This window comes from Thalassobaculum fulvum (genome assembly GCF_014652915.1).
GTDB classification, from domain to species: domain Bacteria; phylum Pseudomonadota; class Alphaproteobacteria; order Thalassobaculales; family Thalassobaculaceae; genus Thalassobaculum_A; species Thalassobaculum_A fulvum.
Genome location: NZ_BMZS01000013.1, coordinates 160,820 through 186,838, shown reverse-complemented (window position 1 = coordinate 186,838; position 26,019 = coordinate 160,820). Strand labels below are relative to the sequence as shown.

Annotated in this window: 23 protein-coding genes and 1 tRNA gene; 9 read left to right on the top strand and 15 right to left on the bottom strand. The window is 71.4% G+C overall.

Features of this window, described 5'->3' with window-relative positions:
* Window positions 1-241: 241 nt before the first annotated feature.
* The 5 genes from IE246_RS25035 to IE246_RS25015 all read left to right on the top strand — a co-directional run bounded on the left by IE246_RS25035 (window position 242) and on the right by IE246_RS25015 (window position 3,554).
* A complete protein-coding gene (locus IE246_RS25035; RefSeq protein ID WP_189994869.1) occupies window positions 242-1,207 on the top strand; it encodes an AraC family transcriptional regulator in 966 nt (321 codons plus the stop codon).
* Between the two features lie 79 nt (window positions 1,208-1,286).
* Window positions 1,287-1,838: a carboxymuconolactone decarboxylase family protein gene (locus IE246_RS25030; protein ID WP_189994867.1), complete on the top strand. Its 552-nt coding sequence runs from the start codon at window positions 1,287-1,289 to the stop codon at window positions 1,836-1,838.
* Window positions 1,839-1,876: 38 nt separating this feature from the next.
* Window positions 1,877-2,359 carry a YHS domain-containing (seleno)protein gene (locus IE246_RS25025; protein WP_189994865.1) on the top strand — a complete coding sequence of 161 codons (483 nt, stop codon included), beginning with the start codon at window positions 1,877-1,879 and terminating at the stop codon, window positions 2,357-2,359.
* Window positions 2,360-2,606: 247 nt separating this feature from the next.
* Window positions 2,607-2,813: a cold-shock protein gene (locus IE246_RS25020; RefSeq protein ID WP_189994863.1), complete on the top strand. Its 207-nt coding sequence runs from the start codon at window positions 2,607-2,609 to the stop codon at window positions 2,811-2,813.
* A 198-nt stretch (window positions 2,814-3,011) separates the two neighbouring features.
* Entirely contained in the window at window positions 3,012-3,554 is a 543-nt protein-coding gene (locus IE246_RS25015; RefSeq protein WP_189994861.1) for a YHS domain-containing (seleno)protein, read from the top strand.
* 19 nt (window positions 3,555-3,573) lie between these two features.
* Here IE246_RS25015 and IE246_RS28060 read toward each other — a convergent pair whose 3' ends face one another.
* The 5 genes from IE246_RS28060 to IE246_RS24990 all read right to left on the bottom strand — a co-directional run bounded on the left by IE246_RS28060 (window position 3,574) and on the right by IE246_RS24990 (window position 11,707).
* Window positions 3,574-5,142, bottom strand: a complete 1,569-nt coding sequence (locus IE246_RS28060; RefSeq protein ID WP_229837487.1) for a TIGR04372 family glycosyltransferase — start codon at window positions 5,140-5,142, stop codon at window positions 3,574-3,576.
* A gap of 81 nt (window positions 5,143-5,223) precedes the next feature.
* A complete protein-coding gene (locus IE246_RS25005) occupies window positions 5,224-7,293 on the bottom strand; it encodes an ATP-dependent helicase (RefSeq protein WP_189994859.1) in 2,070 nt (689 codons plus the stop codon).
* A 70-nt stretch (window positions 7,294-7,363) separates the two neighbouring features.
* Complete coding sequence (locus tag IE246_RS25000) at window positions 7,364-8,659, bottom strand: glycoside hydrolase family 15 protein (protein ID WP_189994857.1); 1,296 nt, start codon at window positions 8,657-8,659, stop codon at window positions 7,364-7,366.
* Window positions 8,660-8,663: 4 nt separating this feature from the next.
* Window positions 8,664-9,917, bottom strand: coding sequence for a glucoamylase family protein (locus IE246_RS24995; protein WP_189994856.1), 1,254 nt, complete (start codon window positions 9,915-9,917; stop codon window positions 8,664-8,666).
* On the bottom strand, window positions 9,914-11,707 hold the full coding sequence (locus IE246_RS24990) for an ABC transporter ATP-binding protein/permease (RefSeq protein WP_189994854.1): 1,794 nt from the start codon (window positions 11,705-11,707) through the stop codon (window positions 9,914-9,916). Before IE246_RS24990 ends, IE246_RS24995 begins: the two co-directional genes overlap by 4 nt.
* 127 nt (window positions 11,708-11,834) lie before the next feature.
* Here IE246_RS24990 and IE246_RS24985 point away from each other — a divergent pair, with 127 nt between their 5' ends.
* Window positions 11,835-13,976: a glycoside hydrolase family 3 N-terminal domain-containing protein gene (locus tag IE246_RS24985; RefSeq protein ID WP_229837486.1), complete on the top strand. Its 2,142-nt coding sequence runs from the start codon at window positions 11,835-11,837 to the stop codon at window positions 13,974-13,976.
* Between the two features lie 57 nt (window positions 13,977-14,033).
* Here IE246_RS24985 and IE246_RS24980 read toward each other — a convergent pair.
* Together IE246_RS24980 and IE246_RS24975 are read right to left on the bottom strand one after the other, a co-directional pair.
* A tRNA-Phe gene (locus IE246_RS24980) sits at window positions 14,034-14,109 on the bottom strand.
* A gap of 58 nt (window positions 14,110-14,167) precedes the next feature.
* Window positions 14,168-15,868, bottom strand: a complete 1,701-nt coding sequence (locus tag IE246_RS24975) for an FkbM family methyltransferase (protein WP_189994850.1) — start codon at window positions 15,866-15,868, stop codon at window positions 14,168-14,170.
* A 119-nt stretch (window positions 15,869-15,987) separates the two neighbouring features.
* Here IE246_RS24975 and IE246_RS24970 point away from each other — a divergent pair, with 119 nt between their 5' ends.
* The 3 genes from IE246_RS24970 (at window position 15,988) to IE246_RS24960 (ending at window position 20,394) form a co-directional block, all read left to right on the top strand.
* Entirely contained in the window at window positions 15,988-17,202 is a 1,215-nt protein-coding gene (locus IE246_RS24970) for a 2OG-Fe(II) oxygenase family protein (protein ID WP_189994848.1), read from the top strand.
* A gap of 9 nt (window positions 17,203-17,211) precedes the next feature.
* On the top strand, window positions 17,212-19,122 hold the full coding sequence (locus IE246_RS24965) for a methyltransferase domain-containing protein (RefSeq protein ID WP_189994846.1): 1,911 nt from the start codon (window positions 17,212-17,214) through the stop codon (window positions 19,120-19,122).
* 87 nt (window positions 19,123-19,209) lie between these two features.
* Complete coding sequence (locus IE246_RS24960) at window positions 19,210-20,394, top strand: FkbM family methyltransferase (protein WP_189994844.1); 1,185 nt, start codon at window positions 19,210-19,212, stop codon at window positions 20,392-20,394.
* A 154-nt stretch (window positions 20,395-20,548) separates the two neighbouring features.
* Here IE246_RS24960 and IE246_RS24955 read toward each other — a convergent pair whose 3' ends face one another.
* From IE246_RS24955 to hisG, 8 genes are all read right to left on the bottom strand, one after another.
* Window positions 20,549-20,770, bottom strand: a complete 222-nt coding sequence (locus tag IE246_RS24955) for a DNA gyrase inhibitor YacG (RefSeq protein ID WP_189994842.1) — start codon at window positions 20,768-20,770, stop codon at window positions 20,549-20,551.
* A complete protein-coding gene (locus tag IE246_RS24950) occupies window positions 20,770-22,044 on the bottom strand; it encodes a ribonuclease E/G (RefSeq protein ID WP_189994840.1) in 1,275 nt (424 codons plus the stop codon). Before IE246_RS24950 ends, IE246_RS24955 begins: the two co-directional genes overlap by 1 nt.
* A complete protein-coding gene (locus tag IE246_RS24945) occupies window positions 22,031-22,642 on the bottom strand; it encodes a Maf family protein (protein ID WP_189994838.1) in 612 nt (203 codons plus the stop codon). The genes IE246_RS24950 and IE246_RS24945 overlap by 14 nt, the downstream gene beginning before the upstream one ends.
* Before the next feature lie 38 nt (window positions 22,643-22,680).
* Window positions 22,681-22,899, bottom strand: a complete 219-nt coding sequence (gene infA / locus IE246_RS24940) for a translation initiation factor IF-1 (RefSeq protein ID WP_189994836.1) — start codon at window positions 22,897-22,899, stop codon at window positions 22,681-22,683.
* 97 nt (window positions 22,900-22,996) lie between these two features.
* A complete protein-coding gene (locus IE246_RS24935) occupies window positions 22,997-23,452 on the bottom strand; it encodes an arsenate-mycothiol transferase ArsC (RefSeq protein WP_189994834.1) in 456 nt (151 codons plus the stop codon).
* A gap of 5 nt (window positions 23,453-23,457) precedes the next feature.
* Entirely contained in the window at window positions 23,458-23,991 is a 534-nt protein-coding gene (locus tag IE246_RS24930) for a UPF0262 family protein (RefSeq protein WP_189994832.1), read from the bottom strand.
* A gap of 22 nt (window positions 23,992-24,013) precedes the next feature.
* Entirely contained in the window at window positions 24,014-25,309 is a 1,296-nt protein-coding gene (gene hisD / locus IE246_RS24925) for a histidinol dehydrogenase (protein WP_189994831.1), read from the bottom strand.
* Window positions 25,299-25,961 carry an ATP phosphoribosyltransferase gene (gene hisG, locus IE246_RS24920; RefSeq protein ID WP_189994829.1) on the bottom strand — a complete coding sequence of 221 codons (663 nt, stop codon included), beginning with the start codon at window positions 25,959-25,961 and terminating at the stop codon, window positions 25,299-25,301. Before hisG ends, hisD begins: the two co-directional genes overlap by 11 nt.
* Window positions 25,962-26,019 lie beyond the last annotated feature (58 nt).

Genomic DNA, 26,019 nt, shown 5'->3' with positions numbered 1-26,019 from the left:
GGGTGTCACGCACCGGGAACCCAACGGCCTCCCGCCCCGCTCCAACAAAAGCACACTTCAAACACACAGGAACCCACCGGCTACCGCCAGCGCTCGTCACTGCATGGGTTCCGGATCGGTCGCGCTGCTGCGCGTCCGTCCGGAATGACGAGAGGTAGTGCGATCCACTCGAAAGATCGCTCCCAACATTGCAGACCGTCCTCTACATTCGGACGATCTGCAATCTGACGGACCGGTATCCATGGACGTCCTCGACGACATCCTCGACACCCTGAACCTGCGCGGCGCGTTCTACTACCGGACCGACTTCTCGCCGCCCTGGGCGGTGACGGTGCCGGATCTGCGGCAGGCGGCGCGCTTCCACCTGGTGGTGCAGGGCAGCTGCCACGTGGCATTCCCGTCCGGCGCCTCGATCGAGCTCGGGCCCGGCGACCTGGTGCTGATCCCGCGCGGCCGCAGCCACGTCATCGCCGACCGCTCCGGCCGTGACGCCCCGCCGCTGGAGACCGTACTGTCGGCGGTCGGCTACGACGGCGAGGGCGTGCTGGCGGTCGGCGACGGCGATCCGGCGGCCACCACCCAGCTGGTGTGCGGGCATTTCACCTTCCGCACCGGCGCCGACCACCCGATCCTGCGCGCCCTGCCGGAGTTCCTGGTCACCACCAATGCCGCGCGCGCCCGCGAGCCCTGGCTCGACGACGTGCTCCGTCTGGTGGTCCGCCGGGTGTTCGCCGACGGCGCCGGCTCGGCCGCTGCGGTCACCCGGCTGTCCGAGGTGGTTTTCATCGAGCTGCTGCGCGCCGGCATCGGCACCGACGGCACCCTGCGGGCGGTCCTGGACGCGTTCCGCGACCGCCAGGTCGGCCGCGCCCTGCAGCTCATGCATGCCGAGCCGGCCCGGCCCTGGACGGTCGACGGCCTGGCCGCCGAGGTCGGCATGTCGCGCAGCCGGTTCGCCGCCCGGTTCAGCGAGCTGATGGAGGTCGGGCCGATGGCCTATCTCGCCGACTGGCGCCTGCAGAAGGCGCTGTCGCTGCTCGACGATCCGCAGGCCAGCGTCCAGCAGGTCGCCGGCCAGACCGGCTACCAATCGCCGGCCGCCTTCACCCGGGCGTTCGCCGCGCGGTTCGGCCTGCCGCCCACGGAGTACCGCCGAATCGCATCAAATGATGCACATCGTCCCAGACGCGATGCAGGGCATCCATGACATTTGAATACTGATTGATCCATCGTCCCACCCGATCCATCTCGCCTCCTGTCCAAGCAACCCATGCACAGGAGGCTGCATGCAACGCATCCCACGCATCGACGAGGCTACCGCCCCGGCGAAGACCGCGGGCTACCTCGACGCGGTGAAGAAACAGATGGGCGGGGTTCCGAACATCATCGGGACCATGGCCCAGTCGTCGGCCGCGCTCGGCGGGTTCCTGGCCCTGTCCGGGGCCCTCGCGGCCGGCACCCTGTCGGCCGCCGAGCGCGAGCAGATCGCCCTCGCGGTGGCCGGTGCCAACGAGTGCGACTACTGCGCCTCGGCCCATACCGTGCTCGGCGGCCGTTCCGGCCTCGCCGCGGACGAGATCGGCCGCAACCTGCAGGGCCGCTCGACCGACCCGCGGATGCAGGCCGCGCTGCGGTTCGCGTCGCGGATCGTCGCCACCCGCGGCCAGGTGTCGGACGAGGACCTGTCGGCGGTCCGGGGCGCCGGCTTCAGCTACGAGCAGGTGGTCGAGATCCTGGCCAACACCGTGCTCAACATCTTCACCAACTACCTCAACCACGCCGCCGCGACCGAGATCGATTTCCCGGTCGTGAAGACCGGCACGCCGGCCGCCGCCTGAGCGCGCCGCCCACCAGACATCCACGAAGGGAACCGACCATGTACAAGTCCATCGCCGTCGCCGCCGCCCTGCTGGCCAGCGTTGCCGCCATCACCCCCGCCCATGCCGTCGACGAGATCAACATCGGCCCCGGCCTGACCTACGCCGGCGCGCCGCTCGGCCTGCGCGGGGTCGACCCGGTGGCGTTCGTCGAGCGCGGCACCCAGGCGACCGGCGACGCCGGCCACGCCGCGGTGCACGACGGCGTCGCCTACTACTTCACCTCGGCCGCCAACAAGGCGGCGTTCGAGAAGAACCCCGGCCGCTACGTGCCGCAGAACGGCGGCTTCTGCACCTACGGCGTGGCGGTCGGCAAGAAGTTCGACGGCGACCCGCGCTACGCCGAGGTGATCGACGGCAAGCTGTACGTCTTCCTGAACGAGGCGATCTTCAAGAAGTTCCAGGAGGACCGGGCCGGCACCATCGCCAAGGCCGAGGGCAACTGGCCGAAGATCAGGCACACGGCCGCCGGCGCCCTCTGAGACGCACGGCCGGCGGGCGCGGATTCCGGCGCCCGCCGGCCATTCCGGCCACACCCGGGAATCCCGAAATATTTGGAAAACAAGATTTACGGCTTGCAAATCTCCCGGAAACCAACGATATCAGTCTAGCTATCGCTCTCGATCAGAAGCTACTGTCCGTCTCTTGAGGCTGCCGGTCTTTCTGTTTTGACCGACAAGCCGGGACCGCGGCATACGGCGCGCGGCGTTTATTCAAGGAGACACGGACATGGCCGTTGGCACCGTGAAGTTTTTCAACACCACCAAGGGTTTCGGTTTCATCCAGCCGGAGGACGGCAGCAAGGATGTGTTCCTGCACATCTCGGCCGTCGAGCGCGCCGGCCTGATGAGCCCGGGCGAGGGCCAGAAGGTCGAGTACCGCGTCGAGGCCGGCCGTGACGGCCGCTCCTCCGCCGAGGGCATCGCCTACCTCTGATCGGCCGAACCGGCCGAACGGAACGAGCCCCGCGGGTCCGCCCGCGGGGCTTTTTCGTTGCCGCCGCCAACCATCGCGACCGTCACGCGGATGTGCGATCTGCTGATTTGAACGCGATGTCAGGGGGATACCAAATCGTCGGGCAGCGACGTCCGCCGTCGGCGGCGCCGCTCAACCCGACGAACGAAAGGCTCCCCCATGTTCCGCAAACTCATACTGGCCTCGGTCCTGTCGCTGGCGACGCTCGCGACCGCCCATGCCGGACAGCAATACGTCGACGAGACCGGCTTCGCGGTGAGCGGCTACGACCCGGTCGCCTTCTTCGAGCTGAAGCAGGTGCCGGTCGGCCAGAAGCAGCCGCACGCCGTCCCCGGACGCGCCGACATCACCGCCGAGTACAACGGCGCCAAGTGGGCGTTTTCCTCGGAAGCCAACCGGGCCAAGTTCCTCGCCGACCCCGCGAAGTACGCCCCGGCCTATGACGGGCACTGCGCCTACGGCATCTCCCAGGGCGGCAAGGTCCCGGGCAACCCGAACCTCTGGCGGATCGTCGACGGCAAGCTCTACCTGAACATCACCCCGACCGTGGTCGGCTTCTGGGAAAGCGACATCCCCGGGAGCCTCGACAAGTCCCAGGCCAACTGGGGCACGCTGGAGAGCGCCGACGCCTCGACCAGGAGCTGGAAGGCGATCGACGACAACAAGGGCACGTACTCGGGTTCCGCCCCGGTCGCCAACTGACCGACTGACCCCGGGCCGCTCAGGCGAGATCCCGCAGCCGTCCGTCCGTGTCGAACACCAGGATGCGTCCGATGTTCGGGCCGGACTTCGGCGGCACGGCGGTCTCGCCCTCGAGCGCGTCGACGTACCCCGACACCGCCCGCTCGATCTCGCTTGCCTTCAGGGGCCTTGCGTCGTAGCCGAAGCCGTTCAGCAGTGGCCGCGCGCGCATCTGACCGACGGCGGCATAGGTCTGCCGGTCGGTCACCGGGGCCCCGTCGGCCATCGCCTCGATCGGCTTCAGCACGGTCCAGTTCGAACGCCCCCAGGGCAGCAGGTCGAACGGGTGCCAGTTCAGGAACAGGCACGGCACGCCGAACAGCAGGGGCACCACCGACAGGCCCGAACTGGAGCCGATATGGAAGGCGGCGGCGGCCGGCAAGAGCACGTCCAGCGCCTCGGACTTCAGTGGCGACACGGCGTAGTCGACCAGGCCGTCGATCGCCGGCAGCGGCGTCATCGTCGAGTCCCCGAGTCGGACCACCCGGTACCCCCGCCGTACCAGCATGCGCAGGGCCGGCACATAGCTCTCGATGTCGACGTTGCGCAGATCGTGCTGCTCGTTCGGTCGGTACCCGGCCTGCCGGCCGTGCACGGTGACGATGCGCTCACCCGGGCCGATCCCCGCAGCCTCGCGGAACCGCCGCAGTTCCGGTTCGTCAGGAGCCGGACGCTGCATGATCGCACCGCGCTCGTCGCCGGTCCGATCGGCGATGATCCCGCAGGCCTCGAACACGTCGACGTAGCGGCCCTCGACCCATTCGAGGTTGCGGCTGGAATGGTTGTCGGCGAACACCGCGCCGCGCGGCACCACCTCGAGGTCGGGCACCAGCGCCTGGATCCGCCGCCAGAGATAGCCGTTGGCGACCGGCCCCTCCCAGACCTTGACCCCCGCGAAGTCCAGCAGCCCCGGTACCTGCTGGCCGCGGGCCAGGAAGGCCAGAAGAACCATGTGGCCGATCGCCACCGTCCATTGCTCGGTGAACCCGCGCGGACCGTCCTTGCCGTTGATGGCCAGGCGCATCTCCCGCAGGAACGCCGACACGTTCTCGCTCACCCGGTTGCCGAGCGCCAGATGGCCGGCTTCCAGCAGCACCGCCCGGATGTGCTGCTTGACCACCATGATCTCGAAGATCTCGCGCGCCGAAGCCGGGACGAGCCGGTCCGACAGGGTCGCCATGCCGCGCTCGAAGCTGTTGCGCATACTTCCGTATGCGCAGGGCGTGGCCGCGACCTTGGCATAGTCGATGCGCCTGTTCGCCAGCATCGCCGCCACCACGAACGGCACGACGAGGCGATGGGTCACCGAAACCGTGTTCGCGAAACGGCTCAGTTCCGGGCCTGAGACGACCCTGGTGGCCTCCATCGCCTTGCGCAGCACGTCGCCGTCCACCTGAATGGTCAACGCGGCGAGCCGGCGGAACCAGTCGTAGAGCGGCCGGGAAGCGGAGAGCCGACGCAGGACCGCCGTGCACGCCGCCACGTCGCCGGGTTCGCGTACAAGCCGCCGGCGCAGCGCGTCGTCCACCATGCTCGCGACTTCCATCATACCGGCCCGCTCCCGCCCGTCCGCCATCCGCAACCGTAGCCGGACCGGCAATCCGGGCACAGGCTCTCGACGCTCACCGGATCACCGCCACATGCCGCGCACCCGGGCCCCGACGTCGACCCGCACGGCGCCGCCGGCCGGCCGGGTCGCCGAGGCAGCCGAAGCCGCCAGCCACGTCGTCGCCTCGAACAGGCCGAGCAGCGCCTTCGGGATGAACCGGGTGCGCGAGGCATAGACGTGGCGGTCGCCGCGGGCCGCCTGGTTGTGGGTGAAGAACCGGTGCGGGACGATCAGGCTCAGATCCTCCTTCGCCCGGGTCATGGCGACGTACAGCAGCCGCCGTTCCTCCTCGATATCGGCCGAGGTGCCGGTGCCGAGGTCGGACGGGATGCAGCCGTCGACCACGTTCAGCACGAACACCGACGACCACTCCTGGCCCTTGGCGGAATGGATCGTCGACAGGATCAGGTAGTCCTCGTCCAGCAGCGGCACCCCGGCCTGGTCGCTGGTGGCGTCCGGCGGATCCAGGGTCAACTCGGTCAGGAACCGCTCGCGCGACGGATAGCCGGCGGCGATCTGCTCGAGCTGGATCAGGTCGGCATGCCGGACCGTCGAATCCTCGTGCAGGCGCTCCAGGTGCGGCTCGTACCACAGCCGCGCCCGCTCCAGTTCGGCCGGCCAGCCGGACCGGCCGGCGTACAGGTCGGCGACCGCCGCCAGGAAGTCCGGCCAGGCCCCGCCGGCCCGCGGCGGCGCCGGGGCGGTGGCGACGGCGGCCAGCGGGTCGGCGGCGTCGGCCATGTGGTCGAGCACCCGCTGGGCGGCGGTCGGCCCGACCCCCGGCATCAGCAGCAGCACCCGGAACCCGGCGACCCGGTCGCGCGGGTTCTCGACGAACCGGAGCAGCGCCAGCAGGTCCTTCACATGCGCCGAGTCCAGGAACTTCAGGCCGCCGAACTTCACGAACGGGATGTTGCGGCGGGTCAGCTCGACCTCGAGCGGGCCACTGTGGTGCGAGGTCCGGAACAGCACCGCCTGCTGCTTCAGCGGGATCCCGGCCTCGCGGTTCTCCAGCACCCGCTCGACCACGCAGTAGGCCTGCCCCTGCTCGTCGCGCACCGTGACCAGCCGCGGCCGGCCGGCCGCGTCCCGGTCGGTCCACAGGTTCTTGGTGAAGCGCTCCGCCGCCAGGTCGATCACCGCGTTGGCGGCGTCCAGGATCGGCCGGGTCGAGCGGTAGTTGCGGTCGAGGGTGACGATCGCGGCCGGCGGGTCGAAGTGCCCGGGGAAGTCGAGGATGTTGCGGACCGTGGCGGCGCGGAACGCGTAGATCGACTGGGCGTCGTCGCCGACCACGGTCAGGCCGCTTCCATCCGGCTTCAGCGCCAGCAGGATGTCGGCCTGCAGGCGGTTGGTGTCCTGGTACTCGTCGACCAGCACGTGGTCGAACCGGCCGCCGATCTCGGCAGCCAGCTCCGGCACCGCCATGGTCTGGGCCCAGTACAGCAGCAGGTCGTCGTAATCGAGGACGTTCTGGCGCTGCTTGGCCTCGACGTAGCCGGCGAACAGCTGCCTCAACTCCTCCGGCCACTCCGCGCACCACGGAAACGCCGACGCCAGCACCTCCTCCAGCGGCGCGCCCGAGTTGACGCAGCGCGAGTAGACGGCGAGGCAGGTCGCCTTCGTCGGGAACCGGTTGCGGGTCTTCGAGAACCCGAGCTCGTGGCGCACCAGGTTCAGCAGGTCGGCGGAATCCTCGCGGTCGTGGATGCTGAAGTCCGGGTCCAGGCCGATCTGCGGCGCGTACTCGCGCAGCATGCGGGCGCCGACCGCGTGGAAGGTCCCGGCCCAGGTCAGCCCCGCGGCCATGACACGCGCACCCTCGCCCATGGTCCGCCGGGCGATCCGTTCGACCCGGCCGGTCATCTCCGACGCCGCGCGGCGCGAGAACGTCATCAGCAGGATGCGATAAGGGTCGGCGCCGTTGGCGATCAGGTGCGCGACCCGGTGCGCCAGGGTGTTGGTCTTGCCCGACCCGGCCCCGGCGATCACCAGCAGCGGCGGACCCGGCGACGCATCCCCGTCCCGCACGCCGTGCTCGACCGCGCGGCGCTGCTGGGGATTGAGATCATCGAGGACGGCGAGCGACATGGGCGAGCGGCCGGACGGACATGGTCGGCCGACTGAATCATGATTCTTGTTTTGTTCGCAATGCCCGTGTCTAGGAGAGCGCCGCCCGCGCCTCCGCCGCCGTCACGAAGGCGGCGTGGCTCCAGGCCAGGTCGCGGGCCGATCGCGGGGCGCCGGTGGCGCGGTCGAGCTGCTCCGGCAGCAGGCCGCTTTCCGGCAGGATGCCGCACAGGAACGCCAGCACCGCGTCGCCACGAGCCCGCTCGTCGCGCCGGTAGCGGTACTCCGCCAAGGCAAAGCAGCACGGCAGGAAGGCGCCGCCGTCGAAATAGGTGTCGCCCTCGTAGCGGCCGAGCATCAGGCCGTCGCCGGGTTTCCGCCCGGCATTGCCCGGCATGGTCGCGGCGAAGAACGCCTCCAGCTTGCTCACCGTCGCCTCCACGCGCGGATCGGCGACGCTGAACCGGCCGTCGGCCAGGCCGGCGTGCAGCACCGCCAGCAGCACCACGCTGTCGAGGCTCTTGGCCGCCGTCACGGTCGGCCCTGGCAGGCGGCTGCGGTAGTAGCCGTCGACCGCCGACCAGTGACCCGCCAGGGCTTCGGCCAGCGCCTCGGCGGCGCCGGCGAACCGGGCCGCCAGCCGCGGATGCCCGGCCGTCTCGGTCCACACGGCGCCCCGGCGCAGGGCGGCGTGCTGCACCAGCCGGGTGTAGAAGTGGTGGCCGAGTTCCTCCTCCCACGGATCGAAGCACGCCACCGTGTGCCGGGCCAGGCAGAACCGCAGGTCCGAGAGCAGCAGCTTCTCGGCCCGCCGCCGGTCGCGCTCGCCGGCCAGTGCGCCGGCCTCCAGCATCCGCATGGTGGTCAGCGCCCGCATCGCCGGGCCGTCGTGCTGCGGCCGGCTCCAGCGCAGCAGGTCGAGGGTTCCGTCCGGGTTGCAGCGCACGTCGGCGGCGACCGCCGGCCCGCGCAGCGCCACGACCTCGGCGCGCGGCCGGACATGCGGCTGCAGGAACGGGATGGTGGTCGGCGGCCAGGCCTCGCGCGCCAGCACCGCCGGCCCGTCGATCCGCCGCAGGCCCCAGTCGAAGGCCACGGACTCCGCGAACCGGCCGCACCCCGCTTCCGGCAACCGGCCCTGGCGATACAGCGCCACCAGAGACCCCATCACCACCGCGGCGTCGCGGTACCAGTGGAAGAAATAGTCCGGCTCGTCCTGGCCCGGCACCGGCTTGGGCGCCGCCAGCACCGAGCCGCGGGCCGGGCGCATCACCTGCCCGATCCGCGGCCCGGGACGGCTGAGCCCGGTCGCCGACACCGCCGCCAGCAGCCGCTCGGTCGAGACCGCGAGTTGGCGGTCGATCCAGGCGTCGAGCGGCTCGGTCATTGCCCTACCCTCCGAGCGCCGGGCTGGAGAACCCGAGCCGCAGTAGGCCGCGCCGGACCTCGGGCGCGCTCATGAACAGCCGCCACGGCAGGCCGCTGCGGTGGTTCTCGATCATGCAGACGATCGGCCCCTGGTCGATCGCCAGAAAGGTCGGGGCGAACCAGTCGACGCTCTCGTTGAAGGCGTCGACGAAGCCCCAGCGGCCCCAGGCCCGGCCGCCGAGCCCGAACCGGAAGTGCCGGATCGCCCGCATCGCCGCCTCCGGCCAGTACGGCAGGCTGGACACCGCCGCGGTCGGCGAGACCACGCCGCGGTCGTTCGCCGGGTCGTGGGCGGCGTAGCCGCGGTCGTCGTCGCTCGCCGTCAGGCCCCAGCAGTCCGCCCCGTAGCCGGCGAAACCGCCGGGGTTCAGCCGGCCGTGCGCCTCGTGGATGCGGACATGCGCCAGGTTCTGCGCCCAGTAGTCGGCATGGCGGTCGACCAGCCCGCGCGGGTCGAGCCCGAGGAACGAGTAGTGCGCGAAGAACAGCGGCCCACCGTAGTCGGGGCCGAGCGGCAGCGCGATGCCGTGATAGCGCCGGCCGTTGCGGAACTCCGACCCGCCGGCCCAGCCGCGGTGGTAGGCGGCCGGGTCGACGGCGCAGTCCGGCGCGCCGGCCGCCAGCACGTAGGCGATCAGGCACTCGTTCCAGCCGCGCACCTGGTGGTTCATGGCCCAGCCGTGCGCCGGGCTCCAGTGCCAGTACAGCACCGGCTCGCCGCCGCGGGTGTGCCAGGACCACTCGACCGCCCGCCAGAGCCGGTCGATCCGGGCCCGCAGCTCGGCCTCGGCCGATCCCGGGCCGTCGAAATACTGCCGGGCGGTCAGCAGCCCCTGCATCAGGTAGGCGGTCTCCACCAGGTCGCCGCCGTCGTCGAGCGGGCCGAACGGGATCGCCTTGCCGGTCGCCCCGTCCATGAAATGCGGGAACACCCCATGGAACCGGTCGGCGCGCTCCAGGAAGCCGGTCATGACCAGCAGTCGCTCCAGCGCGCCCGCCCGGGTCACCCAGCCGCGCGCGACCGCCACCACGATGGCCATGACCCCGAAGCCGCTGCCGCCGACCGCCATGGTGTCGTCGCCGGGGTCGTCGGCGCTGCGCGCCCGATCGCGGGCGAGGCCGCTGACCGGATGCGCGAAGTCCCAGAAATAGCCGAAGGTCCGGCGCTGGACCTCGTCCAACAGCGCCGTATCGTCGGGCATCGGGTCCGGGGTCATTGCGCGGCCTCCCCGACCGCCGTTCCGTTCGAGACCTCGACCAGTTCCATCACCCGGCAGCCTTCGCAGGCCGCCGCGATCGACCGGCCGACCGCCAGCACCGCCGTCGCCGCAAGCTCGCGCTCGAACACCTGGAACAGCTCCGCGCGACGCGCCGGATCGACGGCGTTCAGGGGATCGTCCATCAGCACCCAGGCCGGCCGGTGCAGCAGCAGCCGGGCGAACGCCAGGCACTGCTTCTCCTCCAGGGCCAGTTCCTTGTCCCAGCGCCGGGCCTCGTCCAGGTGTCGTTGCAGGTGCCGCAACCCGACCCGCTCCAGCGCCGCCCGGACCTCGGCATCGGGATAGCGCTCTGGTTCCAGCGGATAGGCGACCGCCTTGCGCAGGTTGCCGATCGGCACGTAGGGGTGCTGCGGCAGGAACATGATCCGGTCCGGCGGCGGCAGCAGCACCCGGCCCTTGCCCCATGGCCACAGCCCGGCGACCGCGCGGAACAGCATCGACTTGCCGCGCCCCGGACCGCCGGTCACCAGCACCCGGTCGCCCGGCGCCAGTTCCAGCCGCGGCTCGGCGAGGCCGACGCGCTTGTCCGGCAGCTCGACCACCAGGCCTTCCAGCGCCAGCCGGCCCTCGGGATGCTGTTCGAACGCGATCCGGCGGGCGTGGACGCCCATCGGGCCAAGGTCCGGCAGCGCCAGCCGCAGCGCCATGACGCGCAGCAGGGTCGCACGCCAGTCGGCGATCCGCGCGTAGTTGTCCACGAACCAGCGCAGCGACTGCTGCACCTGGAAGAACGCGCCGGTCACCATCATCAGTTCGCCGAAGCTGAGCGTGCCGCTGAAATAGCCGGGTGCCGCGACCACGATCGGCACGACCAGCGCCAGCCAGCCGTAGCCGGCCGTCACCCAGGTCAGGTCCGCCAGGCCGCGGACGATCCGCCGCTGGATCGCCAGGACCCGGTCGAGCCATGTACCCAGTTCCGACCGGGTGTCGCCTTCGCCGCCGTTCAGGCCGATCGCCTCGGCGGCCTCGTTGGTGTGCACCAGGGCGAACCGGAAATCCGCCTCCCGGGCGTAGTGTTCGGCGTTGAGCGCGATCAGCGGCCGCCCGACCCGCCAGGTCGCCCACGACCCGGCCGCCGCATAGGCGATCGCACACCACACCATGTAGCCGGGAATCTCGAACCGGTGGCCGTCATAGACCAGGGTGACATGCTCGGACAGCACCCACAGCACGCCGATGAAGCTGACCAGCAGCAGGGTCGACTGCAGCAGCCCGATGCCGAGGTCGCCGCACAGCTCGCACAGGTGGCGGGTGTCCTCCTGGATGCGCTGGTCCGGGTTCTGGCCGACCTCGCCGGCCCAGGCGAGCTGGTAGGCCCGGCGCGGCCGCAGCCACTCGTCCAGCACGTCGACGGTGACCGCCTTGCGCAACGCGATCTTCAGGGTCTCGCCGAGCCAAGTCTGGGCGACCTGCAGGGTCAGCAGCACGGCGATGATCGCCACGAATACGCCGAGCTGCACCAGCAGGTCGTCGAACTGCCGCTGCTCCAGGGCGTCGTAGAAATCGCGCTGCCACTCGTTGAGCCGGATCTGGCCGAGCGTGGTGGCGGCGATCACCACGGTGACGCCGCCGACCAGCAGGTAGACCCAGCGGCTGTTGGAGGCCCGGGCGATGGCGCGCAGGAAGGCCGCCGCGTGCCGGCGAAGCTCGCCGGTCGGCCGCCGATCCGCCGGCGCGGGCTCCGGCTTCCCCGGGTCGGACGTGTCTCGGGCCGCCTTGCCTGTCATCGATCCCCAAGCGCGCCCGCCGGGCGCGTCCTTCCGGCACCGAACCGCTTGGACTATACCTTACCTCCGTCGGCCTTCGGCAATGGCCGCGGATCGTTCAGATCCGCCAACGACGTCGGGTGAGCGGGTGCCGGACAAGATCGCGGGACTGCTGGCGCGGATGACGCTCGCCGAGAAGATCGGCCAGCTCGCGATGCTGAGCGGCGACTACGCCGCCACCGGGCCGACCCTGTCGCCGGACTACCTGGACGCCGTGCGCGCCGGCCGGGCCGGCAGCCTGCTGAACCTGTGGGGCCGCGACACGATCCGGGAGGTCCAGCGGGTGGCGGTCGAGGAGAGCCGGCTCGGCATCCCTCTGGTGTTCGGGCTCGACGTGCTGCACGGCCACCGCACCATCCTGCCGATCCCGCTGGCCGAGGCCGGCAGCTTCGACCCGGACCTGTGGGAGCGCACTGCCCGGAGAGCGGCCGAGGAGGCGACCGCCGACGGCGTCGCCCTGACCTTCGCGCCGATGCTGGACGTCGCCCGCGACCCGCGCTGGGGCCGCATGGCCGAGAGCCCCGGCGAGGATCCCTGGCTGGCCGCCGCCTACGCCGCAGCCAAGGTCCGGGGCTTCCAGGGCGACGATCCCGCCCGGCCGGACGCCCTGTCGGCGACCGCCAAGCACTTCGCGGCCTACGGCGCGGTCACCGGCGGCCGGGAATACGCCTCGGCCGAGGTCTCCGAGCGCACCCTGCACGAGGTCCACCTGCCGGCGTTCGCCGCCGCGGTTCGGGCCGGGGTCGACGCGGTGATGCCGTCGCTCGGCGACCTCGGCGGCACGCCGCTGCACGCCGACCGCCGCCTGCTGCGCGACCTGCTGAGCCGGCGCTGGGGCTTCGCGGGCGTGGTGATCAGCGACCACTCCGCGCTGTCCGACCTGCTGGCGCACGGCGTCGCCGGCGACCTGGCGGAAGCGGCGGCGCTGGCCCTGAAGGCCGGGGTCGACATCGACATGATGGGGCGGGCCTACGAGCTTGGCCTGCCCGACGCGCTGCGGCGCGGCCTGGTCGCCGAGCGCGAGATCGACGCCGCGGTGCGCCGGGTGCTGCGCTGGAAGCGCCGACTCGGCCTGTTCGACGATCCCTATCGCGGTCTCGACACCCTGCCCCGCAGTCACCGCGGGCTCGACCGTCCGCTCGCCCGCGAAGCCGCGGTGCGCTCGATGGTGCTGCTGAAGAACGACGGCGACCTGCTGCCGCTGCCGGCCTCGGCCCGGCGGATCGCAGTGATCGGCCCGCTCGCCGCCGCCGGCGACCAGCTGTACGGCCCGTGGTGGGCGGCCGGCCAGACCGAGGCCGCGGTCTCCTACCTCGACGGGCTGGCCGCCGGCCTGCCCGACCGCGAGATCCGGCATGCCGCCGGCTGTGGCCTGGAGGATTGCGACGAGCAGAGTATCGCCGAAGCCCGCGAGCTGGCGCGCGACGCCGACCTGGTGGTGCTGTGCCTGGGCGAGCCGGCGGAGATCTCCGGCGAGGCCGCCAGCCGGGTCGATCCCGGCCTGCCGCGCGCCCAGCGCCTGCTGGCCGCGGCGGTCCTCGACACCGGCGTGCCGACGGTGCTGGTCCTGACCTGCGGCCGGCCGCTGCTGGAGCGCGAGCTGCTGGCCCGGGTGCCGGCGGTGCTGGTCGCCTGGTTCCCCGGGGTCGAGGGCGGCAACGCGCTGGTCGACCTGCTGTCGGGCCGCCACGCGCCGAGCGCCCGGCTGACCGTGAGCTGGCCGGTCGACCGCGGCCAGATCCCGGTGTTCTTCGGCCAGCGCCCGACCGGTCGACCGGCGCTCGACCCGGACAACCGGTTCGTGTCGCGCTACGTCGACTGCCCGAACGCGCCGCTGTACCCGTTCGGCCACGGCCTGACCTACACGCGTTTCGCTTATGCCGACCCCTCCGCCACGCCGGCCGTCGCCGGGCCCGACGACTTGGTCGAGGTGACCGTCGAGGTGGCGAACCTCGGCGACCGGGCCGGCGAGGAGACGGCGCTGCTGTTCCTGCACGACCCGGTGGCCAGCAGCGCCCGGCCGCTGCTGGAGTTGCGCAGCTTCCGGAAGGTCACGCTGGCGGCGGGCGCCACGGCCACGGTCCGGTTCACCCTTGGCCCCGAGGACTTCCTGCTGCCCGGCCCGGACCTGAAGCCGGTGCGCGAGCCCGGCCGGGTCGAGATCCTGGTCGGCCCGGCGGCCGACCGCGACCGGTTGCTTTCGACGTGGATCGAGCTACGCAACAATTAGCGCTCTGAAGCCCCGGCCGAGGGCCGGTTGCTGTCGCGCGATATCAAGAAGGGAAAATGGTGCCCAGGGGCGGATTCGAACCACCGACACGCGGATTTTCAGTCCACTGCTCTACCAACTGAGCTACCTGGGCGGTGCCGAAAGGCACGGCGCGCTGTATAGCCGCCGCCGACCGGGCTGTCCAGCGCCGATCAACCGGTTTTCGACGGGAAATCGACGCGGGTGAACAGCAGGTTCTTGGCGTCGTCGTCGATCGCCGCCCGGAACCCGAAGGACTCCACCCGCTCGACCACCGCCCGGCCCTCCGGCCGCTTCCAGCGAACCTCCAGGCGCACGCTGTGCAGGCGCGGGTCCGCCAGGGTCCGGGTCATGCCCTCGATCACCGCCCGCTCGTTGCCGTCGACGTCGATCTTGATGCGGGTCGGGAACGGGATCGTGCCGCGCTCGACCAGGACGTCGACCGGCACCCCCTCGACCCGGTCGAACGGCTCGCTTTCGTCGGCCCCGTCCACCGCCGTCTCGAAGTGCTGGGACGCCGCCCCGGCCTCGCCGCCCTCGTGGTACAGCCGGCCGGTGCGTTCGACGTCGGTCGCCGCCACCGGCAGCACGGTGACGCGGTCGGCCAGACGGTTGATCGCCACGTTCCGCCGCAGCACCGCGAGATTCGGCCCGTAGGGCTCCAGCGCCGCCACCCGCACGCCGAACAGCCCGGCCGCCGCGATCGTGTAGATCCCGACATTGGCGCCGATGTCGAGCAGCACGTCGTCCGGCCGGAAGCCGGCCATCCAGCGCCACAGCCCGGGCTCGAACAGGAACAGGACGGACGCGAATCCGGCGACGCCGTCGGACGGCGCGTGATAGGCGATTCGGCGATCTCCCAGCGTCACAAGCCGCCGCTCGCCGGCCATCCGCAGCTCGACCGGCCGGCCGACCCGCTCGGCCAGCGCCTGCAGGCCGGCCGCGTGGCCGATCCTGATCGCCGGGTCGACGTCCCGTCCGGCGGCAGCGACCGCCTTCGCCTGCACGCAGGCCTCGAACGGCCGCGCCAGGCGGGCGGTATCCTCCAGCACCCCGCCGAACGCCGCCACCCGGGCGGCGGCCCGGAGCAGGCCGCCGTCGCCCGGCCGCGCCCGCTCGGACCGCAACACCAGCAGGCCGAGCCACGGCAGCCGCCGCCCCGGGTCCCAGACCGCCAGCCGGGTGATGCGGCGGGTCATTCCGGACTCGACCGCGAGCGCGCTCCGGAACCGCGACAGGGCCGAGCCGATCAGGCCGAGAAGCTCGGCGGCGCCGAAACCGCCCACCCCCCCGTCCGATCCGACCGCCCGCCAGTCCGGCATCAGTTCAGACAGGGCGCCGGCGGCCGAGAACTCGATACCTTCGTGCCGCAGGGTCGCCAGCGCGGCCATCAGCCCGGGCGCGACCGTGGCCGACCGGGCGGCCAGCAGCGTACAGACCAGGTCGATGCAGCCGCCCGGGTCGCCGGGATCGACCGCCATGGCGGCCTTGGCCCAGGCGACGGCGCGCGCCTCGGAAGCCGACAGGACCACCAGGGACTGCCAGGCCCCCGGGTGCGCCGGATCGCAGACCAGGGCCCGCCGCAGGCGGCCGACCGCCCGCTCCTCTCGGCCGAGGTCGAGCGCGATCAGCCCGGCCAGATGCTGGACCGGCGCCTGCGGCATTCCGAGCAGCGGCCGGATCGCCACGGCCGCCCCGGCCAGGTCGTCGAGGTCACGGCGCACGACCGCCAGCACGTAGCGGGCCTGAAGGTCGTCGGGCCGGCGCCGGCAGTGCTGCTCCAGCATCTCGCTCGCGGCCGCAAACCGGCCGCCACGACGCAGCTGCTCGGCAACGGCGTAGACCGGCACGGTCGCCTTGCTGCCTTGGTCCATCGCACAACCGATCCGCGCCGCTGAAACCGCCTCTGCCCTCTGCATATACCGCCCCCCGCGCGGTCTCAACCGCGTCGGCGTTGATCGGCTCCGGTCCGCCGAATACAGTGCCGGCACCCATGCAGATCGCCGACGCGCTCCGCCTCGCCATCCAGCACCTGAACGCCGGCCGCACCGCCGAGGCGGCGGCGGTGTGCGCCCGCATCCTCGAGGTCCAGCCGGCCAATCCGGTGGCCAATGCCCTGGCGGCGCGGGCCGCCCGGCGCTCCGGCGATCCGGCCCGGGCCCGCCGGCACGTCGACGCCGCCCTGGCCGCGGCGCCGGACTATCCCCCGGCCCGCGACCTCGACGCCCAGCTCGCCGCCGATCACGAGCCGGTCGACGTGGCCGAGCGGGCCTACCGGCGCCTGCTCACCCTCGACCCGTCCTCCTGGTCGGGGTGGTACGATTACGGGAACCTGCGGCAGGTCCGGGCCGACGATCCGGCGTCCTCGGTGGCGCCGTACCGGCGCGCCCTGGCCGTAGCGCCGGCCGAGGACCGGCCGGCCATGAACCTGGCGACCGCCGCCCTGAAGCTCGCCGACACCACCGCCGCCCTGGCGGTCTGCCAGGGCGTCCTGGCGCGCCAGCCGAGCCACATCCGCGCCAACGCCCTGGCGGTCACCGGCCTGTACGACCTCGGCCGGGCCGAAGAGGCCGACCGGCTGGTCGGCTGGGGCAGCCTGATCCGCACCTACGAGCTGCCGCTGCCGGCCGGCTATCCCGACATCGCGGCGTTCAACCGGGCCCTGGCGGCGGCGGTGCGGGCCCACCCGAACCGGCGCGACGACTGGGACCCGACAAAGCGGGCGATCCGCGGCGGCGCCCTGGTCACCGACGTGCTGAAACACGACGATCCGGCGATCCAGGGCTTCGCCCGGGCGCTGGCGGTCGTGCTGGACCGCTACGTCAAGGACCTGCCCGCGCCGGCCACCGACCCGGAGCATCCACACCTGCGGGCGATCCCGGCGGGCTACGCCCTCGACGCCTGGGGCAACATCCTCGGCGAGGGCGGCCATCAGTCCGGCCACATCCACAACCTCGGCTGGCTCAGCGGCGTCTACTACGTCGAGATGCCGCCGGCCGTGCAGGACGACGACCCGGAGCGCGCCGGCTGGATCGAGTTCAACCGCCCCGGCTACGGCATCCCCGACACCGGGCGGGCGACCCTGCGGACGCTGAAGCCCGAGACCGGGGTGCTCGCGCTGTTCCCGTCCTACGTCTGGCACCGCACCGTGCCGTTCACCGGCGGCGGCGAACGGATCAGCATCGCCTTCGACCTGCATCCCCGATAAGAAGACCGGATGAACCGGCGCGCGACGATCGATATCGGCTCGGCGCTCGACGCGCTGCAGCGCGCCGGGTCGCTGTTCCGCGCCGGCCGCTACCTGGAGGCGGCCGAGGTCTACCGGGACGTCATCAAGCGCCGGCCGCGGCTGCCGGACGTGCACAACAACCTCGGGGTGGCGCTGAAGGCGGCCGGCCACGTCAAGGACGCGGTGCCGTGCTTCCGCCGGGCGATCCGCCTGAAGCCCGACTACCTGGCGGCGCACGTCAATCTGGCCGCCGGGCTGGAGGCGCTCGGCCGGCCGATGGACGCCCTCGAGCACCGGATCGACGCCTGGCGGCTGAGCGCCGACGACACCGAGTACCGCGACGCCCTGATCGCCGCCCTGCGCCGCTGCCCGTTCGACAAGCCGCACGCCGGCGCGCGGTCCGTGCTGTCGGCGCTGTTCGAGCGCGACGACATCGACCGCCAGGCGCTCGCCGCGCCGGCGATCCGGATCTGGCGCGCCCATCCCGGGATCCGCCGGGCGATCGAGGCGGCAACCTGGGGCTACCCGGACGGCCAGCCGGATTCCGGCTTCAAGCCGCTCACGGAATTCTTCCCGGACGAGCTCGCCCTGTCGGCGCTGAGCTGGGCGGTCGTGGTCGACGCCGAGCTGGAAGCGGCGATCGTGTTCACCCGCCGGGCGCTGCTGTCGGAGCTGGCGGCCGAACGGCCGATCGCCGCCAAGCCGGACTGGCTGGCGGCCCTGGCGCTGCAGGCGCGCGCCGCCGAATGGGTGTGGCCGGAGACCGACGAGGAGGTCGCCGGCCTGGACGCGTTGGACCGGCAGGCCGACCGGCCCGATCCGGCCTCGCACCGCGCCCTGGTCCGGGCCATGTACCGGCCGATGGAGAGCGACCCGGACGCCGAGAGCCTGCGCCGCGAGGCCTCGATGCTGCGCTATGGCGACCCGTCGCTGTCAGCCCTGCTGCTGCGGCGCTCGTTCCTCGATACCCACGCCGAAGCCCGGATCGCCGAGGACCTCGCCACCCTGACCGCGATCGCCGACGACACCTCGGCCCGGGTCCGGGCCCAGTACGAGGAGAACCCCTATCCGCGCTGGCTGTCGATCGACCGCCGCCCGCCCCGCGCCCTGGCCGAGCACCTCCAGCGGGTACTGCCGGGCGCGCCGACCGCGGATCTCCCGGAACCGCCGCTGCGGATCCTGGTCGCCGGCTGCGGCACCGGGCGCCATGCGATTCAGACCGCACGCCGCTACCGCGACTGCAGCGTGCTGGCGGTCGACCTGTCGCGGCGGTCCCTGGCCTATGCCAAGCGCATGGCCCGCGACCTCGGGGTGCCCAACATCACCTTCGGCCAGGCCGACATCCTGGCGCTCGGCGGGCACGCCGAGCGCTTCGACCTGATCGAGAGCTCCGGCGTCCTGCACCACATGGCCTACCCGCTGAACGGCTGGGGCGCCCTGCGCGGCCTGCTGGCGCCGGGCGGGCTGATGCGGATCGCGCTGTACAGCCGGCGGGCCCGTGCCTGCTTCGACGAGGTGCGCGACGCGATCCCCGAAGAGGGCCCGCAGATCGACCGGATCCGCGCGGCCCGCCGGGCCGTCAGGATGCTGCCGCCGGAACACCCGGCGCGCGCGCTGCTGCGGACCGCCGACTTCTACGCAGCCAGCGGCGTGCGCGACGCCCTGCTGCACGCCCAGGAGACCGCCGTCGACCCGCTGTGGATCGCCGACGCCCTCAAGGGCCTGCGGCTGACGTTCCTGGGCTTCGAACTGCCGGACCCGGCGATGCTGGCCCTGTACCGCCGGCACCGCCCGGACGACCCCCTAGGCCTCGATCTCGAGGCCTGGGACGCTGTCGAAGCGGAACGCCCCGACATGTTCCTCGGCATGTACCAGTTCTGGTGCCGGGACGAATCCTGAGGCCGCTTCGGTACCACCGGGCGCGCCCGGTCGAGAATCCAAAGCACCCGCCCGCGCGGGACCGACGGCGGAGATCACGGGGTACCGATGCTTTTCTCTGAACAGCTGAGCGGCTTTTATGGCGGGCTGCAGTCACGGACGGCGTCGAAAGCGGACTGTATCGCCGCAGTCGATTGGTGTGTTGCGGAAGACCGATACCTGGAGGCTCTCTATATTCTTGATGTGGCCCTGTCGATTTATTCTGCGAGTCTGTATTTGCATCAACGGGCGGCAGAGATCATCGACGGAGCGAACATCGACGCCGCGATCGACCGATTTCTTGATCAATCAACGGAATACAACCCCGACATTGTCGCCATCTATCGCAGGATTTGGGAAAAGCTCACCCCGTTGCACGGCCCCGGTTCACCGAGGGGAGGCAGCGAGTCGTTCTTGCGATCCGTCGTCTTCAAGATCATGTGCATGTTGTTGGATAAAGATCAGCCAGTCCGGCATGTCTTCTTGCGACTCTCGGAGCATTTCGGCCGACTATCCGCTGGCGAGCATTTCGGGCAGCCAGTCACGTCGGCTGTCGTCAAGGCGGGCATTGCAAAGATCCGGATCGGCGATCGCACGCTTCGCTACCACGTCTCCAACAGCCTCGTCGATTTTCGCTTGCGGTACTTTTTCCTCAACGAGCCGGGGCTGTTGCGCCTGATCTCGCAGTTCCGCGACGGAGATGTCTTCCTCGATATCGGTGCGAATATCGGTTGCTTCTCGATTGCCGCCGCCGTCACGAAAAGCTGCCGCACCTACGCGGTGGAGCCCTTCTCGGCCAACTATTCGGAACTGTTGAGAAACATCTCGCTCAACGCCGTCCGGGATCGCGTGACGCCGCTTGCCCTCGCGATCTCCGACCGGACCGGAGAAGGGCCGTTGTCGTTCAGTTCCGACCACGCCGGCGCAGCGTCCCAGGCGTTCGACGATGGCCGCGAGAATGCCGCTTCGGAGTCGAACGGCGTCGAAACAGTGCAGGGTTACAGGCTCGACGACCTCGTCGCCGAGGGAAAGATAGAGTTCCCGACGCATATCAAGATAGACGTCGACGGGACCGAGCACAGGATCATCGCCGGCATGCCGGAAGCCCTGACCGATCGACGGTTGCGCTCGATCCGGCTGGAAATCCACACCGGCAATCCGGCAAACAGCGAGGCATTGCGGAAGATCGAAGCCGCCGGGTTCTCCTGGCAGATCGACGACGATCCCAAGAACCTGCTCTGCTTGCGCAGTTGAGATTGCGCGCTGGGCGAAGAGACCCGCGAAATCGCCGACAGGTCACCTCGTCTGGCGTTCCTGGTCGAGCAGGTTCGTCGGATCCCGCATTCATCCGGCGGCCGCGACGTGGCTGAAGACCTCGGGCCATCGCCGCGACCGCGGCAGTGACCCGCTAACGCTCCTCGTCGGCCTGGCGCTGCCGCAGCACGGCCTCGAGGTCGCCCTCCTCCGGCTCCTCCTCGGTCGGCACCCGGTACTCGCCGCCGAGCCAGCGCCCGAGGTCGATGGTCTTGCAGCGCGCCGAGCAGAACGGCCGGTGGTCAGCGACGCTCGGCTTCTGACAGATCGGGCACCGGCTGCGCCGGGCCCGGGCGATCGAATGCACTTCCGCCATCAGTCCTCGCTCTCCACGCGGTACGCGTCGCGGCCCAACGCCGGGTCGGACACGACCTCCAGATACCCCAGCCGGGCGCGCTCGGCCTCCAGGATAGGCCGACCCGGACCGTCCAGCCACCGGGCGACGGCCGGCGCAACCGACAGGCGCGGCCGGGCGATCCGGCCGAGTTCGCGCCGTACCCCCGCCAGGGCACTCCAGGCGGCGGCGCGCGGCGAGACGGGTGGTTCCGCCGGCACCTCCAGCAGGTCGTCGGCGAGCGGTCGCCTCACGCCCTTGCGGACCAGCTCGAGCATGCCGCCGGGCGTCCAGCCCAATACCTGGACCGGCGACGGATCGTCGGCCGTCATCTCGGTCACCAGTTGCACGACCCGGCTTCGCGCCGCCCGGTCGGTCATGCGCGGCAGGTCCAGCAGCACCGTGCCACGCAGGCCGCGCAGCCGGACCTGCCGCACCGCGGCCAGCGCCGCCGCCTCGTTGGCGCGCCGGAAACCGTCGCGACCGCCGGCCGGCAGGTTGACGTCGATCAGGGTCGCCGCCTCGACCGACTCGATCACCAGTTCGCCGCCGTCGGGCAGGCCGACCCGCCGCGCGAGCGCACCTTCCAGCGCATCGGCCGCACCGCAGTCCTCGAACAGCCGGCCGCCGTCGTCGACCTCCGGCTCCACCCCCGGCGCATGGCCCCGGGCCGCCTCGATCGCCGATGCCGGCGGCTCGAGCCAGCGTGGCGGCTCGCCGGTCCGGGCCGCTTCCTGGATCGCCCGCCAGCGCTGCAGCAGGCGCCGGGCCGCCGCCACCAGATCCTCGGCCGGCCGGTCGGCACCGCCGGCACGGACCAGCACGCCGCACTCGGCCGGCACCTCGACCGCCAGCGCCGCCTTCAGACCGGCCCGCTTTGCCTTGCCGCGGATCGAGGACGACAACCCCACGCCCGGCATGCCGGGCGTCAGGACCACGGGCCCGTCGGACAGCTCGATCCCGGCGCGGGCCACCGGCCGCTTGGCGGCGACGCCGTCGGCCACGATCTGAACGATCAGCCGCTCGCCCTCCACGACCGAGCGGTCCGAGAGGCTGGCCTCGCCGCCCGGAATCGCGATGGTCGCAGCGCCGAGTTCGCGATGCACGGCGGTGACCCGGGCCAGCGCGACCGCACCGATCGGCGACGGCCGGTCGGCGCCTTCGACCCAGAGCTCGACGACCTCGCCCGAGGCCAGGAACGCGACCCGGGTCACCCAGGGCGCCCGGTCGACGACGATCCGGTCAACCCGGGTCATGATCCGGGTCGCGATGCCGGAAGCCGGCGCCGGTCAGCAGCGCATAGGTTTCGGCCAGCGGCAGTCCCACGACATTCGAGTAGGACCCGTTGACGAAGGTCACATAGGCGGCGGCGAGGCCTTGGATCGCATAGCCGCCGGCCTTGCCGTGCCACTCGCCCGAAGCGAGGTAGGTGTCGATCTCCCGGTCCTCCAGCCGCTTGAAGGCGACGGCGGTCTCGACCGCGCGGGCCCGGAGCGTGCCGTCCGGTGCGACCAGGGCGAGCCCGCCGATCACCCGGTGACGCCGCCCGGACAGCAACGCCAGGCAGCGGCGCGCGTCGTCCGCGGTTTCGGCCTTCGGCAGGATGCGGTGACCGCAGGCCACCACCGTGTCGGCCGCCAGGATCCAGCATCCCGGGCGGCGTCCGGCGACCGCACGGGCCTTCTCCCCCGCCATGCGCAAGGCATAGGCGCGCGGCCGTTCGCCGCGGCGCGGCGTCTCGTCGATGTCGGCGGGATCTGTATGGTCCGGCGTCAGCCCGATCTGGCGCACGAGGTCGGCGCGCCGCGGCGACGCGGAAGCCAGCACGAACTCGGCCCGTCCGCCCGCCCGCAACGGCGGTACTCGCTCGGGACCGGACGCGATCTGTGAAGTCACTTGAAGCGGAATGTGATGCGGCCTTTGCTGAGGTCGTAGGGAGTCATCTCGACATTGACCCTGTCGCCCGCCAGCACACGGATGCGGTTCTTGCGCATCTTGCCGCTGGTATGCGCCAGTACTTCGTGCTCGTTGTCGAGTTTCACTCGAAACATCGCGTTCGGCAAAAGTTCGGAAACGGTGCCCGAGAACTCGATGACGTCGTCCTTCGGCATGGGCCCTCCTGCCCGGGTTGCGGAAGGCGAATAAGTGCTGGTGGCGCCGACCGGCGTCAAGCGATTTGACCGAACGGCTGCGGTGACATGCGGTCTACTATTCCGTTGCTTCGGGGAACCGCGCCTCGATCCTTCGTTCCAGCTCGTCCCGGACCGCCCGGTACGCGTCCAGACGGGTCGCCCGATTGCCCTCGATCACGGTGACGTCGAGGGTCGGCCAGTACTCGATGTCGCATGCCATGGTCCGGGTCAGCTCGATCGCCCGGTGCTGGGCTTCCGGAGACAGCGACACGATCAGGTCGAAGAACCCGTCCTCCAGGTCGTCGAAGCTCTTGGGTCGGTGTCGCCCCATGTCGATGCCGCGCTCGGCCATCACCTCGATCACGAACGGATCGAGCTCGCCGCGCCGCACGCCGCAGGAATCGACGTAGACCCTGGTCCCGAGACGGCGCTTGAGCAGAGCCTCGGCCATCGGCGAGCGCACCGCGTTCATGCTGCAGGCGAACAGGACCGCGCTGGGCTGGGCGATCGGGGCGAGCGGATCGACCGTCACGTCGGTCAGCCCCGGATGTGCAGAACGCAAAGGAGCGTGAACAGCCGCCGGGCGGTTTGGAAGTCCATCGCGATCCGGTCGCCGAGACGCTCCTGGAGCAGCGACGAGCCTTCGTTGTGCAGGCCGCGGCGGCCCATGTCGATCGCCTCGATCTGCGACGGCGACAGCCGCTTGATGGCGTCGTAGTAGCTCTCGCAGATCTGGAAGTAGTCGCGCACCACCCGGCGGAACGGGGTCAGCGGCAGGGCGACGATGGCCCGCGGCCCTTCGCCGGTGTCGCGCACGTCGAGGATCAGCCGGTTCTCCTCGATCCGCAGATGCAGATGATACGGTCCGGCGCCCGCTTCCAGCGGCCGGAAGCGGTTCTCCTCGAGCAGGTCGTAGACCGCGATCGCCCGTTCCTGCTCGACCTCCGGGCTGCGGCGGATGACCGTGCGCTCGTCCAGGGTGATGTGGACGATCCGCGCGTCCTCGGCGCTCAGGTCCGTACCGTCATTCGCCCCGGCCCCCGGCGCCTGGTCCGGATCACGATCCGGCATGCGCCCTCCCTCGCCCGATGGATCAGCGTCGGTTCAGACGGACGGCGATCGATCGCGCATGCGCGTCGAGACCTTCCGCCTCCGCCAATGTAATCGCGGCCGGGCCGATCGCCGCAAGGCTTGCGGCGTCGCAGGCGACCGTGGTGGTCCGCTTCAGGAAGTCCAGGACCCCGAGACCCGAGGAGAACCGGGCGGTCCGGGCCGTCGGCAGCACGTGGTTCGGCCCGGCGACATAGTCCCCCACCGCCTCCGGCGCGAACCGGCCGAGGAAGATCGCCCCGGCATGCCGGATCCTGGCGGCCATCGCATCGGGCTCGGCGACCGCCAGCTCCAGGTGCTCGGGCGCCAGCCGATCGACCAGCGCCGGCGCCTCGTCCAGCGATCGTACCAGGATCACCGCCCCCTGGCGGTGCCAGCTCTCGGCCGCGATCGAGGTCCGTGGCAGGGTCACCAGATGGTCGTCGACGGCAGCCACAACCCGGTCCGCGAAGGCGGCGTCGTCGGTGACCAGAATGGCCTGCGCCGCCGCGTCGTGCTCGGCCTGGCTCAGTAGGTCGATGGCGATCCACGCCGGGTCGTTGTCGGCATCGGCCACCACCAGGATCTCCGACGGGCCGGCGATCGAGTCGATGCCGACCCGGCCGAACACCTGGCGCTTGGCGGCGGCGACATAGGCATTGCCGGGGCCGACGATCTTGTCGACCGGACGGATGCTCTCGGTGCCGTAGGCCAGCGCACCGACCGCCTGCGCCCCGCCGACCCGCCACAGCTCGGTCAGCCCGGCCACCCGGGCCGCCGTCAGCACCAGGTCGTTCAGCACGCCGTCCGGCGTCGGCACCACCATCACCCGGCGCTGTACCCCGGCGACCCGCGCCGGGATGGCGTTCATCAGCACCGACGACGGATAGGCAGCGGTACCGCCGGGCACGTACAGGCCGACCGCGTCGATCGCGGTCCAGCGCAACCCCAGTCGGACGCCCTCGCCGTCCACTACCTCGAAGCCCTCGGGCATCTGGCGGGCGTGGAACGCCCCGATGCGCTCGGCAGCCAGTTCCAGGGCCTTGCGGGTCTCGGGCGCGACGCGGGCGACCGCCGCGTCGATCTCGGCGTCAGTGATCGCCAACCCGGTCTCGGCCGGATCGAACCGGTCGAAGCGCCGGGTGTAGTCGATCAGCGCCGCGTCGCCGCGGGCCGCGACGTCGTCGAGGATCGCCTTGGCGACGTCGCCGACATCAGCCTCGGTCTCGCGCTTCGAGTGGACCAGTTCCTCGAACCGGGCAACGAAGTCCGGGTCCCGGATATCGAGCCTAAGCGGCACGCGCGGCCTCCCGGAAACGCTCGATCAGGTCGTTCACCGGCTGCGGCCGGGTCTTGAGCGCGGTGCGGTTGACCGCCAGCCGGGCGCTGACGTCGGCGATCTTGTCGATCTCGACCAGACCATTCGCCTTCAGGGTCGAGCCGGTCTGCACCAGGTCGACGATGCGCCGGCACAGCCCCAGGTTCGGCGCCAGCTCGAGCGCGCCGTTCAGCTTGATGCACTCGGCCTGCACGCCGCGCGCCGCGAAATAGCGGCGGGTGACGTTCGGGTACTTGGTCGCGACCCTGAGGTGCGACCAGCGCTGCGGATCCTCGGCCCGGGCCACGTCGGTCGGGGCGGCGACCGCCAGGTGGCAGTGGCCGACATGCAGGTTCACCGGCGCGTAGATCTCCGGATGGTCGAACTCCATCAGCACGTCGGAGCCGGAGACCGCCAGATGGGCGGCACCGAACGCCAGGAACGTCGCGGTGTCGAAGCTGCGCACCCGGATGATGTCGAGCTGCGGGTCGCGGGTGGCGAACTGCAGCTGGCGCGAATCCTCGTCGAAGAACGCGTCTTCCGGCTCGATGCCGGCGCGGTCCAGCAACGGGGTGATGGCTTTCAGGATGCGGCCCTTGGGCAGGGCCAGCACGAGCTTTTCGTTCGCGGTCACGGATCGCCTCGTCGGTCGCCCGGTCGTCGGAGCCCGTCGCCGGGCGCAGGAGACAGCC